This window comes from Escherichia sp. KTE31 (assembly GCF_000407925.1).
Lineage (GTDB): Bacteria > Pseudomonadota > Gammaproteobacteria > Enterobacterales > Enterobacteriaceae > Escherichia > Escherichia ruysiae.
The window spans coordinates 1,403,405-1,418,190 of record NZ_KE136722.1; the positions used below are offsets into that span (position 1 = coordinate 1,403,405).

Consider the following 14,786-nt stretch of genomic DNA (forward strand, 5'->3'; position numbering starts at 1 on the left):
GTTGAAATAAACCGTGCACTGGTGCCCTGGCTGCCAGCATTAGGCAGAACGTTTCGGCGCATAGGTTGAAATAAACCGTGCAATGGCTGGCCCCGTCAGCAAAATACTGAACAAGCGCAGGGTTTGCATCGCCATAATGAGCGCCATATCGGCATTGCTCCCTGCGGCGATGACCGCCACCGTATCAAGTCCGCCAGGGCTGGTGGCGAGGTAGGCGGTCATAAAATCAATATGCATAAACCGGGTCAGCCCCCACGCCATACCCGCACAAATAGCCAGTAGAGCAAAAATCGACAGCAGGATTTGCGGTAGCGGGCGTAGTGCTCGCAGTAAGATTTGCTTATCGAAGCCCAGACCAATTCGCCAACCAATCGCCATATAAGCTATCGCCAGCAGCCATTCTGGTAACTCAATTGTGATGAACTCGCCAGACTGGAGTACCGCGCCCGCCAGCATCGGGATGAGCATCGTGCCGGAAGGAAGACGTAGCAGGCATCCCGCCGTACCGGCAACGACCGCGAGCAAAATCGTAAGCAGGAGATTAATGCTGACTGGCGGGAACCAGACGATCTGTTGATTAACCGCTTCAGCGTTATCGCCCAGCATCATCCGCGTAACCAGAACTGCCGCACCTGCGACAAACAGTACTCGCAAATATTGCATAAACGCCACCAGACGGATATCTGCGCCGTAATCCTGCGCCATAGCGACCATTGCCGCTGCGCCGCCAGGAGAAGAACCCCAGGCGCCGGTATTACCCGGTAGCGAGCTATAGCGCACCAATAACCAGCCCACGATGGCGCTGGAAAGCAGCGTCACCAGTAAAATGGCTAACACAATTGGCCAGTTAACGGCCAGAGTAGTGAGGATCGAGCCAGTGAGGTTTTGCGCAATCATGCAGCCAAGAATGGCCTGCGCAGCAAGAAAAGCGGAGCGAGGGAGTTGCAGAGTCATTCCGCGCATACTGAAGATGATCCCGGCGATCATCGGCCCAAGTAATAGTGCCGCCGGGAGATGTACCGCGAGGAAACCAATAGAAAGGAGAAGTGATAACACACATAACATTCCCCACTGCAAGACTGGCATCCTTCGCTCCATCATTATTTTCTCTTTGGTGTATCGATACAGCATAAAGAAAGCCGGGCCTGGAAAAAATAACGGTAATCAAGGAAAAGGGGAAAATAAGCAATTATCTGAAAGCGATGCCCTTTCTGGCTGCAAAGGGCATCATGGTAACTCAGTTATAGTTAATCTTAAAAAGCACTACTGTATCGAAGGGACCAGCCTCGATGGGGGTGCCTGGTATGGATGACAATTCGGCGGTAAAGTTTTTTTCATAAACTAACATGTCGCTGGTGAAATCGGCATATTCGCTGTATTTGTTGAAAGTATAGGGCGAGGCGTTTTCATCCAGTAAACGTAGTTTAAGGCCATTACCAATCAACAATGCTTTATCTTCTTCAACCAACGTTTCTTCGGTATAAAACGAGGAACTGACTTTAAATCCGTCGGTGCACTGGTCATTTTGTGATTTCGTCGTCTTAATACTAAAACTTTTCGACATCGTGTGACGGCGAATATCCAGTACGTTAAATTTACCAAAATCAATCACCTGTGTTTCAGGCGAAATAGAAAAGTTAACGCTGCAATCCAGTACACGGATGTTTTCCAGACCGGTAATGTGATATTTCAGGTTTTGGGCGGAAGGATCTTCATTAACACTGCCAGCGCCATCAAATTGCACCACAATATAGTCGCTCAGCGTACTTTGATAATCATGCGGCGGCATTTCACGAACTTTAACATAGAGCCGCATACGCGCGAGAAATGTACGCGACATATGAATATTGCTGGGATCGCCGGAACAAATCTTATTTTGCCACCCCATGGCAATGATTTGCTCTGGTGTGTAGATATCAATTTTCTTGCTGTCGATACACTGGTTGGTGTCGATTCGGCTTTTCCCGAGACTGGCATCGTAATCAACGCCGTTATATGTTACGCCAAGTTGATAATAGCGATCCTGCATTCCGGGGTAGGGGTTTACCCAGGCATAAACATGCTCGCTTTCAAAGTTGCCGTTAGTATTGTTGTCACAATAGACGGGAATTTTAATATCGTCAGATTCCCAGATTTTATCGCCAGGTTTGGCATTGCCTGGCACAGCAAAGGGTTGAATAGCTTCTGATTTTTCTACAGATCCGCCAGATGCGCCAAAATAGCAGTTCAGCGCCAGCGCAGACTTCAACGGCAGAAATAACAGACAGATGATGAGCAACAATCCCTTGTCAGTACTCATTTCTTCGCCTCCACCGCCTGTAAACGACATTGTCCGTTACAGTTCAGAGTATTCATCCGTAATGCGCCGTAATCATCCATGTAACCCAGGTAAAAATGATTACCGTTATAGCTTCCAGTATTCGTTGTGACGGTGCTAAAAGGGGCAATCATCAGCGATTTAAAACCGGGGAGCACACCTTTATCATTTTGCCCAAGATAGGCAATCGTCAGGTAATAGGCGGTAGGGTTTTTCAGGGTAAGTTGGTTGCCCTGCTGGCTAACCTGTAACTGTAGCTCTACGTGTTCACCTGTTTTCTTGCGCAATGCCGCAGGTCGCCAGAACAACTTGATACGGCTTTGGATCGCGACCTGAAGTATCGCATGGTCGCTGCTTTTATCCGGTGCTGGCGGAATTTCGCGCATGTTATAGTAGAACAGCGTTTCACGATCGTCGGGCAACTGTGTGGTTGACGCTTGCTTTACAATCCGCACCTGCGATGTTGCTTTTGGTTCCAGGCGCTGTATTGGTGGCAGAGCGATCAGAAGATCGTCGCTTTTCTCCCCTTTATCATTTTCTATCCAGGAATAAGCAAGGTAAGGCAGTTTGTCACTCTGATTTTCTATGCGCAGGCTGGTGGCTTTGTCGTTGGCGTTAAACACAACTCGTGTGCGATCGGGTTGCACGGCAGCGTGGCTACCCAGGCTGACAGCTAACAGAATCAGGGGCAATCCTTTAATAAATGTCATTCTCTTTTCCTTAATTAATGACAAGGTAAAATCAGGCGTTTGGTCGTATCTTCCAGACGTTCTGGCAGATGAATAATGCAACTTTGTTTGTCACCCCAGAGCACTGTAAATTGCTGGTTTTCAGCTACTCCACCAAGCCAGGCATGGCCTTCCTCGCTAACCATACCTACACTGATTCCGCTGCCATTCTGCTGAATATCGGCACCGAGAGGGGGATAGTGACCGCTGACGTCGCGAATAATAATGTTAACGTCTTTACCAGAACGGGAAGCCAGCGATTTGTAACCAATAGCGCCTTCAATCCACGTTTCTTTGATGACGTTTTCAGCAACAGTCACGCCGTCAGGTAAATCATTCATGTTGACTGCCACGGTGGAAGGTTGGTAACTGGAAATTAGCGGCACTACCGCAATACCAAAATGGTTGGTGTAGTCGAGGTTACCCTGAACCGGAATATTTGCCACGCCGTCGGTGCTGACCATCAGCCGTGGCTCGTTGGTTGAACTGCGGCGATGGAAGGCTGCGCCATATTGAGTGGCGGTAAAGGAACCACTCCAGCTACTGCTGACGGAGCTGTAATCATTGGCGGCATAAGTGCCAGACAAATCCCATTCACCGGCTGAACTCAGGTGTTGATAGTTGCCGCTCACCTGTGCGCCATTATCAGGGCGATCGGATTGTGCTCCGGCAGACATGCCCCAGCTATTACGTTCATCCAGCGTATCGTTCCACGACATGCGGTGTGTAGTGCTGTTACTACTGTTTTGCATGTCATAGCCGACTCGACCACCGTTACCGACAGGTAATGAAATCGACAGGTAAATCTGGTTGTCGCGATCTTTGTCTTCGTAGTGGGTTGTGTTGAATGACGTCGAAATTGATATATCTTTCCACTCACCGATATCAATATTAAAACCTGCCGTTATGTTGGCAGTCGTGGAGGTATTTGCGTTCCACCAGGTCTGATGTAACAGGTTGGCGTACAGGTTGAGGTTCAGAGGGGGTATCGGTTGGCCTACTGATAAGCTGATCGTCTGTTTTTCGTCTTGTGCATCGTTGTCGTTGTATTTGTGATCCAGATAGTTGGCGTAGCTGTGAAAATGACGATCGGAGAAGCGATAAGCAGCGAGTGAAATCGTACTATTTGTGGCGTCCACTTGTTTGCTGTAATTGAAACGGTAGCTTAAGCCTCGCTCGTCCTGCTGGGTATCAAATTGGCTACTGGCCCAGGTGACATCAAATGACAATGCTCCCAGCCAGAGCATATTTTGCCCGATGCCTATTGCGCCAGAATGATAGTCATTTCCGGAGAGTAGCAAACCGCCATATAACGAGGTATTCGAGAGCATCCCCCAGGACATTTCATTGCTAAAAAAGGTTTCATTTTCAGTTTGATGAGACATTGAGGTTCGCGGCTGCCCAACAGCAAGTTTATAGCGAACCTGACCCTGGCGCGTCAGGAAGGGTGTCGAGGCGGCCGAAACCTGAAAGTTGTTCACACGTCCATCGTCTTCCGTCACTTTGACATCCAGCGTACCCTGGACAGACTGATTGATGTCATCAATGATAAACGGGCCTGGCGGGACTTTTTTCTGGTAAATAACTCGCCCCGAATGACTTACGGTGACGGTGGCGTTGGTTTGCGCGATACCGCTGATTTGTGGGGCGTAACCGCGCAGTTCCCAGGGCAACATCCGGTCATCGCTGGTCAGTGCCGCACCGGTATAAGAAAAACCGTCGAAAATATTGGAACTGAAATCAGTTTCGCCCAGGGTTAATTTCGAACCTAATTGCGGTAGTGGGCGAAAAAGATAAGTACGTGATATTCCGCCGCTCTGGTCATGGGCATCGTCGCTTTCGAAACGGCTCAACTGGTAATCGCTGCGTAAGCGCCATGCACCCATGTTAATACCGGTAGTACCATAAGCGTTCAGGTTGGTGTTGCTGCTACTGCCTTGTGGACGGTAGTTGCTGGCAAACAGGTTGTAATCCATCAGAAAGCCGGCTACACCTTCTTTCCATGTTGATGGCGGCATCCAGTTTTCTGAGTGCCATGCCAGCCACGCTTGCGGAATGGTGATATTGAGTTGCTGATTGGTTTGATCGAAATTGAAGAGTATTTCTGGATGCGGACTAAAATCAACACACTGATTTCTCTGTATTAATGATTGACGGAAGTCTGGTTTTAAACCGAATTTATCCACCAGTGATTCATCAATGCACGGAATGGTTTTATCACCGCTTTTTTGCCAGCTAATTTTTTGCCCGTTACTGATTTGGTTATTATTAACGGCAATGCTAACAAAATATTCACCGGGGGCAATCACCCCTTTGTCTTTTAATAATGAAATATCAATGCTATCACGCATCGATTTGTCGAGGACGCTCAGGTTAAATTCGACCGCCAGCGCGGACGGCATTACCATCGTCAGGCAGGAAATAAAAGAGAGTCGATAAATATTCACGGTGTCCATACCTGATAAATATTTGCAGAAAGGCGGCTACGTCGCCGCCATAATTATGCTTATTTATAATCCAGAACGTAGGTCGCGTTAGCGGTTACGGCACCAGCCGTGACATTGACTGCATTATCAATTTGTTCCATCCAGGCAAAGAAGTTCAGCGTTTGTTCTGTTGAGCTTGAATCCAGGTCGAGGTCTGGCGCAGCTGTACCCAATACGATGTTTGTGTCATTTTTGTCCATCAGTCTTACGCCGACACCTGTTGCTTCGCCAGCACTGGTATTACTCAACAGAGGTGTTGCCCCGGTCGTTTTAGCCGAACCGTCGAAGGTTACGGCAACTTTGGATATCGGCGAACCGCTACCATTATCAGAACTTGGCAGGTCACAGTTTATTAAGCGAATGTCGACGGCCACTTTATTGCTGTGATGATCCCGGTTTATATGGGTCGTCGTGACTTGTCCAAGGTCAATATTTTTATCAACATCATCTGGATGAATGTCACAAGGAGCTTCAATAATTTCACCTTTAAAGTGAATCTCACCAGAGCCTTCGTCTGCAGCATAAACAGGAGCAGTGAACAACAGAGATACGGCCAATGCGGCCAATGTTTTTTGTCCTTTAAACATAACAGAATCCTTTAAGGAAATAGAAAAATAGTATAGCTCTGCCAGATTATCTGATTTTGCGTGTGGAGTGTTTTTAGTTTTACTTAAAAATAGATTTAGTATTACTAAATACGAAAGTAATTAATTTGTGATGTGAATTGATTTGGCTATTAAAAATAGAAGTGAGAAATGGATATGCATAATATTCAGAAGGTTATAAACAGGACGGAGAGGACAATTATTCCTAAAAAGATATTATATTGATTGCTATGTAAGCTGCTTGTTTTTTTGTTCCTTGTCCGCTTTTTAATTTTATTTTTACAATTTTTCGTGTTTTATCCAACAAAAAATAACCCGCCATATAAAAAGGGCGGGTTAGATGAATTTACTGCTCAGTCATCAACGATTAACGTTTGATATCGCTTTTAAAGTCACGTTTTTCATAGCCAGTATACAGCTGACGCGGACGGGCAATTTTCATGCCGTCACTGTGCATTTCGCTCCAGTGGGCGATCCAGCCAACCGTACGTGCCATAGCGAAGATCACGGTGAACATGGAAGACGGAATACCCATCGCTTTCAGGATAATACCGGAGTAGAAATCGACGTTCGGGTACAGTTTCTTCTCGATAAAGTACGGGTCGTTCAGCGCGATGTTTTCCAGCTCCATTGCCACTTCCAGCAGGTCATCTTTGGTGCCCAGCTCTTTCAGGACTTCATGGCAGGTTTCACGCATTACGGTGGCGCGCGGGTCGTAATTTTTGTACACGCGGTGACCGAAGCCCATCAGGCGGAAAGAATCATTTTTGTCTTTCGCACGACGAACAAATTCCGGAATGTGCTTAACGGAGCTGATTTCTTCCAGCATTTTCAGCGCAGCTTCGTTAGCACCACCGTGAGCTGGCCCCCACAGCGAAGCAATACCTGCTGCGATACAAGCAAACGGGTTTGCACCCGAAGAGCCAGCGGTACGCACGGTAGAGGTAGAAGCATTCTGCTCGTGGTCAGCGTGCAGGATCAGAATACGATCCATTGCACGTTCCAGAATTGGATTGACTTCATACGGTTCGCACGGCGTGGAGAACATCATGTGCAGGAAGTTGCCAGCGTAAGAAAGGTCATTGCGCGGGTAAACAAATGGCTGACCGATGGAGTATTTGTAACACATCGCAGCCATGGTCGGCATTTTCGACAGCAGACGGAACGCGGCGATTTCACGATGACGTGGGTTATTGACGTCAAGTGAGTCGTGATAAAACGCTGCCAGCGCGCCGGTAATACCGCACATGACCGCCATCGGATGAGAGTCGCGACGGAAGGCGTGGAACAGGCGGGTGATCTGTTCGTGGATCATCGTATGACGGGTAACTGTAGTTTTAAACTCGTCATACTGTTCCTGGGTCGGTTTTTCACCATTCAGCAGAATGTAACAGACTTCCAGGTAGTTAGAATCGGTCGCCAGCTGATCGATCGGGAAACCTCGATGCAGCAAAATACCTTCATCACCATCAATAAAAGTAATTTTAGATTCGCAGGATGCGGTTGAAGTGAAGCCTGGGTCAAAGGTGAAGACACCTTTTGAACCGAGAGTACGGATATCAATAACATCTTGACCCAGCGTGCCTTTCAGCACATCCAGTTCAACAGCTGTATCCCCGTTGAGGGTGAGTTTTGCTTTTGTATCAGCCATTTAAGGTCTCCTTAGCGCCTTATTGCGTAAGACTGCCGGAACTTAAATTTGCCTTCGCACATCAACCTGGCTTTACCCGTTTGTTATTTGGCTCGCCGCTCTGTGAAAGAGGGGAAAACCTGGGTACAGAGCTCTGGGCGCTTGCAGGTAAAGGATTCATTGATGACGAATAAACGGCGAATCAAGCACTTAGCAATCCGAATTATTAAACCTGTCTATCACTAATAACTGTCCTGGATGGATTGGTCAATACTTCCACACTGTTACATAAGTTAATCTTAGGTGAAATAGTGACCCCATAACTTTTACGCATTATATGCTTTTCCTGATGATGTTTGTAACAACTTTGTTGAATGATTGTCAAATGAGATGGTTAAAAATTAAATAAATGTTGTTATCGTGACTCAGATCACTGTTCTGGATAAAACCCGACAAAGCATATGTAGGTTAATTGTAATGATTTTGTGAACGGCCTATACTGCCGCCAGGTCTCCGGAACACCCTGCAATCCCGAGCCACCCAGCGTTGTAACGTGTCGTTTTCGCATCTGGAAGCAGTGTTTTGCATGACGCGCAGTTATAGAAAGGACGCTGTCTGACCCGCAAGCAGACCGGAGGAAGGAAATCCCGACGTCTCCAGGTAACAGAAAGTTATCCTCTGTACCCGTAGTCCCCAGGGAATAATAAGAACAGCATGTGGGCGTTATTCATGATAAGAAATGTGAAAAAACAAAGACCTGTTAATCTGGACCTACAGACCATCCGGTTCCCCGTCACGGCGATAGCGTCCATTCTCCATCGCGTTTCCGGTGTGATCACCTTTGTTGCAGTGGGCATCCTGCTGTGGCTTCTGGGTACCAGCCTCTCTTCCCCTGAAGGTTTCGAGCAAGCTTCCGCCATTATGGGCAGCTTCTTCGTCAAATTTATCATGTGGGGCATCCTTACCGCTCTGGCGTATCACGTCATCGTAGGTATTCGCCACATGATGATGGATTTTGGCTATCTGGAAGAAACATTCGAAGCGGGTAAACGCTCCGCCAAAATCTCCTTTGTCATTACTGTCGTGCTTTCAATTCTTGCAGGAGTCCTCGTATGGTAAGCAACGCCTCCGCATTAGGACGCAATGGCGTACATGATTTCATCCTCGTTCGCGCTACTGCTATCGTCCTGACGCTCTACATCATTTATATGGTCGGTTTTTTCGCTACCAGTGGCGAACTGACATATGAAGTCTGGATCGGTTTCTTTGCCTCTGCGTTCACTAAAGTGTTCACCCTGCTGGCGCTGTTTTCCATCTTGATCCATGCCTGGATCGGCATGTGGCAGGTGTTGACCGACTACGTTAAACCTCTGGCTTTGCGCCTGATGCTGCAACTGGTGATTGTCGTTGCACTGGTGGTTTACGTGATTTATGGATTCGTTGTGGTGTGGGGTGTGTAATGAAATTGCCAGTCAGAGAATTTGATGCAGTTGTGATTGGTGCTGGTGGCGCAGGTATGCGCGCGGCGCTGCAAATTTCCCAGAGCGGCCAGACCTGTGCGCTGCTCTCTAAAGTCTTCCCGACCCGTTCCCATACCGTTTCTGCGCAAGGCGGCATTACCGTTGCGCTGGGTAATACCCATGAAGATAACTGGGAATGGCATATGTACGACACCGTAAAAGGGTCGGACTATATCGGTGACCAGGACGCGATTGAATATATGTGTAAAACCGGGCCGGAAGCGATTCTGGAACTGGAACACATGGGTCTGCCGTTTTCGCGTCTTGATGATGGTCGTATCTATCAACGTCCGTTTGGCGGCCAGTCGAAAAACTTCGGCGGTGAGCAGGCGGCACGTACAGCGGCAGCGGCTGACCGTACCGGTCACGCACTGTTGCACACGCTTTATCAGCAGAACCTGAAAAACCATACCACTATTTTCTCCGAATGGTATGCGCTGGATCTGGTGAAAAACCAGGATGGCGCAGTGGTAGGTTGTACCGCACTGTGCATCGAAACTGGTGAAGTGGTTTACTTCAAAGCTCGCGCTACCGTGCTGGCGACCGGCGGGGCAGGGCGTATTTATCAGTCCACCACTAATGCCCACATTAACACCGGCGACGGCGTCGGCATGGCTATCCGTGCAGGCGTACCTGTGCAGGATATGGAAATGTGGCAGTTCCACCCGACGGGGATTGCCGGTGCGGGCGTACTGGTAACCGAGGGCTGCCGTGGTGAAGGCGGCTATCTGCTGAACAAACATGGCGAACGCTTTATGGAGCGTTATGCGCCGAACGCTAAAGACCTGGCGGGTCGTGATGTGGTGGCGCGCTCCATCATGATCGAAATCCGTGAAGGTCGCGGCTGTGATGGTCCGTGGGGACCACACGCAAAACTGAAACTCGACCACCTGGGTAAAGAAGTTCTCGAATCCCGCTTGCCGGGTATCCTGGAACTCTCCCGTACCTTCGCTCACGTTGATCCGGTTAAAGAACCGATTCCGGTTATCCCAACCTGTCACTATATGATGGGCGGTATACCGACCAAAGTGACCGGTCAGGCGCTGACGGTGAACGAGAAGGGCGAAGATGTGGTGATCCCTGGCCTGTTCGCGGTGGGGGAAATTGCTTGCGTATCGGTACACGGTGCTAACCGCCTTGGCGGCAACTCGCTGCTGGATCTGGTGGTATTTGGTCGCGCGGCAGGTCTGCATCTGCAAGAGTCTATCGCCGAGCAGGGCGCACTGCGCGATGCCAGCGAGTCTGATGTTGAAGTTTCTCTGGAGCGCCTGAACCGCTGGAATAATAACCGTAACGGTGAAGATCCGGTGGTGATTCGTAAAGCACTGCAAGAATGTATGCAGCATAATTTCTCGGTATTCCGTGAAGGTGATGCGATGGCGAAAGGGCTTGAGCAGTTGAAAGTGATCCGCGAGCGTCTGAAAAATGCCCGTCTGGATGACACTTCCAGCGAGTTCAACACCCAGCGCGTTGAATGCCTGGAACTGGATAACCTGATGGAAACGGCGTATGCAACGGCTGTTTCTGCCAACTTCCGTACTGAAAGCCGTGGCGCGCATAGCCGCTTCGACTTCCCGGATCGTGATGATGAAAACTGGCTGTGCCACTCCCTGTATCTGCCAGAGTCGGAATCCATGACGCGACGTAGCGTCAACATGGAACCGAAACTGCGCCCGGCATTCCCGCCGAAGATTCGTACTTACTAATGCGGAGACAGGAAAATGAGACTCGAGTTTTCAATTTATCGCTATAACCCGGATGTTGATGATGCTCCGCGTATGCAGGATTACACCCTGGAAGCGGAAGAAGGTCGCGACATGATGCTGCTGGATGCGCTTATTCAGCTGAAAGAGAAAGATCCCAGCCTGTCGTTCCGCCGCTCCTGCCGTGAAGGTGTGTGTGGTTCCGACGGTCTGAACATGAATGGCAAGAATGGTCTGGCCTGTATTACCCCGATTTCGGCACTCAACCAGCCGGGCAAGAAGATTGTAATTCGTCCGTTGCCAGGTTTACCGGTGATCCGCGATTTGGTGGTAGACATGGGACAATTCTATGCGCAATATGAGAAAATTAAGCCTTACTTGTTGAATAATGGACAAAATCTACCAGCTCGTGAGCATTTACAAATGCCAGAGCAACGTGAAAAACTCGACGGGCTGTATGAATGTATTCTCTGCGCATGTTGTTCAACCTCTTGTCCGTCTTTCTGGTGGAATCCCGATAAGTTTATCGGTCCTGCAGGCTTGTTAGCGGCGTATCGTTTCCTGATTGATAGCCGTGATACCGAGACTGACAGTCGCCTTGACGGTTTGAGTGATGCATTCAGTGTATTCCGCTGTCACAGCATCATGAACTGCGTCAGTGTATGTCCGAAAGGGCTGAATCCGACGCGTGCCATCGGCCATATCAAGTCGATGTTGTTGCAACGTAATGCATAAATACCAGGCCTGATAAGACGCGCAAGCGTCGCATCAGGCAACCAGTGCCGGATGTGGCGTAAACGCCTTATCCGGCCTGGAAAAGAAATGCAGGAAATCTTTAAAAACTGCCCCTGACACTAAGACAGTTTTTAAAGGTTCCTTAGCGGACGCAGAAAACACGACAAGTCCGCAACAAGTGAACCCCGGCACGCACATCACTGTGCGTGGTAGTATCCACGGCGAAGTAAGCATAAAAAAGATGCTTAAGGGATCACGATGCAGAACAGCGCTTTGAAAGCCTGGTTGGACTCTTCTTACCTCTCTGGCGCAAACCAGAGCTGGATAGAACAGCTCTATGAAGACTTCTTAACCGATCCTGACTCGGTTGACGCTAACTGGCGTTCGACGTTCCAGCAGTTACCTGGTACGGGAGTCAAACCGGATCAATTCCACTCTCAAACGCGTGAATATTTCCGCCGCCTGGCGAAAGACGCTTCACGTTACTCTTCAACGATCTCCGACCCTGACACCAATGTGAAGCAGGTTAAAGTCCTGCAGCTCATTAACGCATACCGCTTCCGTGGTCACCAGCATGCGAATCTCGATCCGCTGGGACTGTGGCAGCAAGATAAAGTGGCCGATCTGGATCCGTCTTTCCACGATCTGACCGAAGCAGACTTCCAGGAGACTTTCAACGTTGGTTCATTTGCCAGCGGCAAAGAGACCATGAAACTCGGCGAGCTGCTGGAAGCCCTCAAGCAAACCTACTGCGGCCCGATTGGTGCCGAGTATATGCACATTACCAGCACCGAAGAAAAACGCTGGATCCAACAGCGTATCGAGTCTGGTCGCGCGACTTTCAATAGCGAAGAGAAAAAACGCTTCTTAAGCGAACTGACCGCCGCTGAAGGCCTTGAACGTTACCTCGGCGCAAAATTCCCTGGCGCAAAACGCTTCTCGCTGGAAGGCGGTGACGCGTTAATCCCGATGCTTAAAGAGATGATCCGCCACGCGGGCAACAGCGGCACCCGTGAAGTGGTTCTCGGGATGGCGCACCGTGGTCGTCTGAACGTGCTGGTGAACGTGCTGGGTAAAAAACCGCAAGACTTGTTCGACGAGTTTGCCGGTAAACATAAAGAACACCTCGGCACGGGTGACGTGAAATACCACATGGGCTTCTCGTCTGACTTCCAGACCGATGGTGGCCTGGTGCACCTGGCACTGGCGTTTAACCCGTCTCATCTTGAGATTGTAAGCCCGGTAGTTATCGGTTCTGTTCGTGCCCGTCTGGACAGACTTGATGAGCCGAGCAGCAACAAAGTGCTGCCAATCACCATCCACGGTGACGCCGCAGTGACCGGGCAGGGCGTGGTTCAGGAAACTCTGAACATGTCGAAAGCGCGTGGTTATGAAGTTGGTGGTACGGTACGTATCGTTATCAACAACCAGGTTGGCTTCACCACCTCTAACCCGCTGGATGCCCGTTCGACGCCGTACTGTACTGATATCGGCAAGATGGTTCAGGCACCGATTTTCCACGTTAACGCGGACGATCCGGAAGCCGTTGCCTTTGTGACCCGTCTGGCGCTCGATTTCCGTAACACCTTTAAACGTGATGTCTTCATCGACCTGGTATGCTACCGCCGTCATGGCCATAACGAAGCCGACGAGCCGAGTGCAACTCAGCCGCTGATGTATCAGAAAATCAAAAAACATCCAACGCCGCGCAAAATCTACGCTGACAAGCTGGAGCAGGAAAAAGTGGCGACGCTGGAAGATGCCACCGAGATGGTTAACCTGTACCGCGATGCGCTGGATGCTGGCGATTGCGTGGTGGCAGAGTGGCGTCCGATGAACATGCACTCCTTCACCTGGTCGCCGTACCTCAACCACGAATGGGACGAAGAGTACCCGAACAAAGTTGAGATGAAGCGCCTGCAGGAGCTGGCTAAACGCATCAGCACGGTGCCAGAAGCCATTGAAATGCAGTCTCGCGTTGCCAAGATTTATGGCGATCGCCAGGCGATGGCTGCTGGTGAGAAACTGTTCGACTGGGGCGGTGCGGAAAACCTCGCTTACGCCACGCTGGTTGATGAAGGCATTCCGGTTCGCCTGTCGGGTGAAGACTCCGGTCGCGGTACGTTCTTCCACCGTCACGCGGTGATCCATAACCAGTCTAACGGTTCCACTTACACGCCGCTGCAACATATCCATAACGGCCAGGGCGCGTTCCGCGTCTGGGACTCCGTACTATCTGAAGAAGCTGTGCTGGCGTTTGAATACGGTTATGCCACCGCAGAACCACGCACCCTGACCATCTGGGAAGCACAGTTCGGTGACTTCGCCAACGGTGCGCAGGTGGTTATCGACCAGTTCATCTCCTCTGGCGAACAGAAATGGGGTCGGATGTGTGGTCTGGTGATGCTACTGCCGCACGGTTACGAAGGGCAGGGGCCGGAGCACTCCTCCGCGCGTCTGGAACGTTATCTGCAACTTTGCGCTGAGCAAAACATGCAGGTTTGCGTACCGTCTACCCCGGCACAGGTTTACCACATGCTGCGTCGTCAGGCGCTGCGCGGGATGCGTCGTCCGCTGGTCGTGATGTCGCCGAAATCCCTGCTGCGTCATCCGCTGGCGGTTTCCAGCCTCGAAGAACTGGCGAACGGCACCTTCCTGCCTGCCATCGGTGAAATCGACGAGCTTGATCCGAAGGGCGTGAAGCGTGTCGTGATGTGTTCTGGTAAGGTTTATTACGACCTGCTGGAACAACGCCGTAAGAACAATCAACGCGATGTCGCCATTGTGCGTATCGAGCAACTCTACCCGTTCCCGCACAAAGCGATGCAGGAAGTGTTGCAGCAGTTTGCTCACGTCAAGGATTTTGTCTGGTGCCAGGAAGAACCGCTCAACCAGGGCGCATGGTACTGCAGCCAGCATCATTTCCGTGAAGTGATTCCGTTTGGGGCTTCTCTGCGTTATGCAGGCCGCCCGGCCTCCGCCTCTCCGGCGGTAGGGTATATGTCCGTTCACCAGAAACAGCAACAAGATCTGGTTAATGACGCGCTGAACGTCGAATAAAT

12 protein-coding genes are annotated in these 14,786 nt (G+C 50.0%); 5 read left to right on the plus strand and 7 right to left on the minus strand.

From position 1 onward, the window contains the following. Positions 1-39 precede the first annotated feature (39 nt). The 7 genes from WES_RS14415 to WES_RS23960 all read right to left on the minus strand — a co-directional run bounded on the left by WES_RS14415 (position 40) and on the right by WES_RS23960 (position 8,100). Positions 40-1,086 carry an AbrB family transcriptional regulator gene (locus WES_RS14415; RefSeq protein ID WP_001144721.1) on the minus strand — a complete coding sequence of 349 codons (1,047 nt, stop codon included), beginning with the start codon at positions 1,084-1,086 and terminating at the stop codon, positions 40-42. A 151-nt stretch (positions 1,087-1,237) separates the two neighbouring features. Beyond that, positions 1,238-2,299: a fimbrial protein gene (locus WES_RS14410; protein WP_000102196.1), complete on the minus strand. Its 1,062-nt coding sequence runs from the start codon at positions 2,297-2,299 to the stop codon at positions 1,238-1,240. Next, on the minus strand, positions 2,296-3,027 hold the full coding sequence (locus WES_RS14405; RefSeq protein ID WP_016159063.1) for a fimbrial biogenesis chaperone: 732 nt from the start codon (positions 3,025-3,027) through the stop codon (positions 2,296-2,298). The genes WES_RS14410 and WES_RS14405 overlap by 4 nt, the downstream gene beginning before the upstream one ends. A gap of 14 nt (positions 3,028-3,041) precedes the next feature. Then, positions 3,042-5,501, minus strand: coding sequence for a fimbria/pilus outer membrane usher protein (locus tag WES_RS14400; RefSeq protein ID WP_167578187.1), 2,460 nt, complete (start codon positions 5,499-5,501; stop codon positions 3,042-3,044). 50 nt (positions 5,502-5,551) lie between these two features. Continuing rightward, positions 5,552-6,118 carry a fimbrial protein gene (locus tag WES_RS14395; protein ID WP_000472410.1) on the minus strand — a complete coding sequence of 189 codons (567 nt, stop codon included), beginning with the start codon at positions 6,116-6,118 and terminating at the stop codon, positions 5,552-5,554. 385 nt (positions 6,119-6,503) lie between these two features. Further along, positions 6,504-7,787 (minus strand): citrate synthase, encoded by a 1,284-nt coding sequence (gene gltA / locus WES_RS14390; RefSeq protein ID WP_000785828.1) that lies wholly within the window; start codon positions 7,785-7,787, stop codon positions 6,504-6,506. A gap of 205 nt (positions 7,788-7,992) precedes the next feature. Then, positions 7,993-8,100: a hypothetical protein gene (locus WES_RS23960; protein ID WP_122983127.1), complete on the minus strand. Its 108-nt coding sequence runs from the start codon at positions 8,098-8,100 to the stop codon at positions 7,993-7,995. A 380-nt stretch (positions 8,101-8,480) separates the two neighbouring features. Between WES_RS23960 and sdhC the strand changes: the two genes are divergently transcribed. From sdhC to sucA, 5 genes are all read left to right on the plus strand, one after another. Continuing rightward, positions 8,481-8,885, plus strand: coding sequence for a succinate dehydrogenase cytochrome b556 subunit (gene sdhC / locus WES_RS14385; RefSeq protein ID WP_000263351.1), 405 nt, complete (start codon positions 8,481-8,483; stop codon positions 8,883-8,885). Further along, positions 8,879-9,226: a succinate dehydrogenase membrane anchor subunit gene (sdhD, locus tag WES_RS14380; protein WP_000254365.1), complete on the plus strand. Its 348-nt coding sequence runs from the start codon at positions 8,879-8,881 to the stop codon at positions 9,224-9,226. The genes sdhC and sdhD overlap by 7 nt, the downstream gene beginning before the upstream one ends. Next, on the plus strand, positions 9,226-10,992 hold the full coding sequence (sdhA, locus tag WES_RS14375; RefSeq protein ID WP_016159061.1) for a succinate dehydrogenase flavoprotein subunit: 1,767 nt from the start codon (positions 9,226-9,228) through the stop codon (positions 10,990-10,992). The genes sdhD and sdhA overlap by 1 nt, the downstream gene beginning before the upstream one ends. Before the next feature lie 15 nt (positions 10,993-11,007). After that, positions 11,008-11,724 carry a succinate dehydrogenase iron-sulfur subunit SdhB gene (sdhB, locus tag WES_RS14370; protein WP_001235258.1) on the plus strand — a complete coding sequence of 239 codons (717 nt, stop codon included), beginning with the start codon at positions 11,008-11,010 and terminating at the stop codon, positions 11,722-11,724. A 258-nt stretch (positions 11,725-11,982) separates the two neighbouring features. Further along, on the plus strand, positions 11,983-14,784 hold the full coding sequence (gene sucA / locus WES_RS14365; protein WP_016159060.1) for a 2-oxoglutarate dehydrogenase E1 component: 2,802 nt from the start codon (positions 11,983-11,985) through the stop codon (positions 14,782-14,784). Positions 14,785-14,786 lie beyond the last annotated feature (2 nt).

Coding starts and splice junctions, on each gene's coding strand:
- WES_RS14415 (WP_001144721.1), bottom strand. CDS start 1,086: ATGCCAGTCTTGCAGTGGGGAATGTTATGTGTGTTATCACTTCTCCTT.
- WES_RS14410 (WP_000102196.1), bottom strand. CDS start 2,299: ATGAGTACTGACAAGGGATTGTTGCTCATCATCTGTCTGTTATTTCTG.
- WES_RS14405 (WP_016159063.1), bottom strand. CDS start 3,027: ATGACATTTATTAAAGGATTGCCCCTGATTCTGTTAGCTGTCAGCCTG.
- WES_RS14400 (WP_167578187.1), bottom strand. CDS start 5,501: ATGGACACCGTGAATATTTATCGACTCTCTTTTATTTCCTGCCTGACG.
- WES_RS14395 (WP_000472410.1), bottom strand. CDS start 6,118: ATGTTTAAAGGACAAAAAACATTGGCCGCATTGGCCGTATCTCTGTTG.
- gltA (WP_000785828.1), bottom strand. CDS start 7,787: ATGGCTGATACAAAAGCAAAACTCACCCTCAACGGGGATACAGCTGTT.
- WES_RS23960 (WP_122983127.1), bottom strand. CDS start 8,100: ATGCGTAAAAGTTATGGGGTCACTATTTCACCTAAGATTAACTTATGT.
- sdhC (WP_000263351.1), top strand. CDS start 8,481: ATGTGGGCGTTATTCATGATAAGAAATGTGAAAAAACAAAGACCTGTT.
- sdhD (WP_000254365.1), top strand. CDS start 8,879: ATGGTAAGCAACGCCTCCGCATTAGGACGCAATGGCGTACATGATTTC.
- sdhA (WP_016159061.1), top strand. CDS start 9,226: ATGAAATTGCCAGTCAGAGAATTTGATGCAGTTGTGATTGGTGCTGGT.
- sdhB (WP_001235258.1), top strand. CDS start 11,008: ATGAGACTCGAGTTTTCAATTTATCGCTATAACCCGGATGTTGATGAT.
- sucA (WP_016159060.1), top strand. CDS start 11,983: ATGCAGAACAGCGCTTTGAAAGCCTGGTTGGACTCTTCTTACCTCTCT.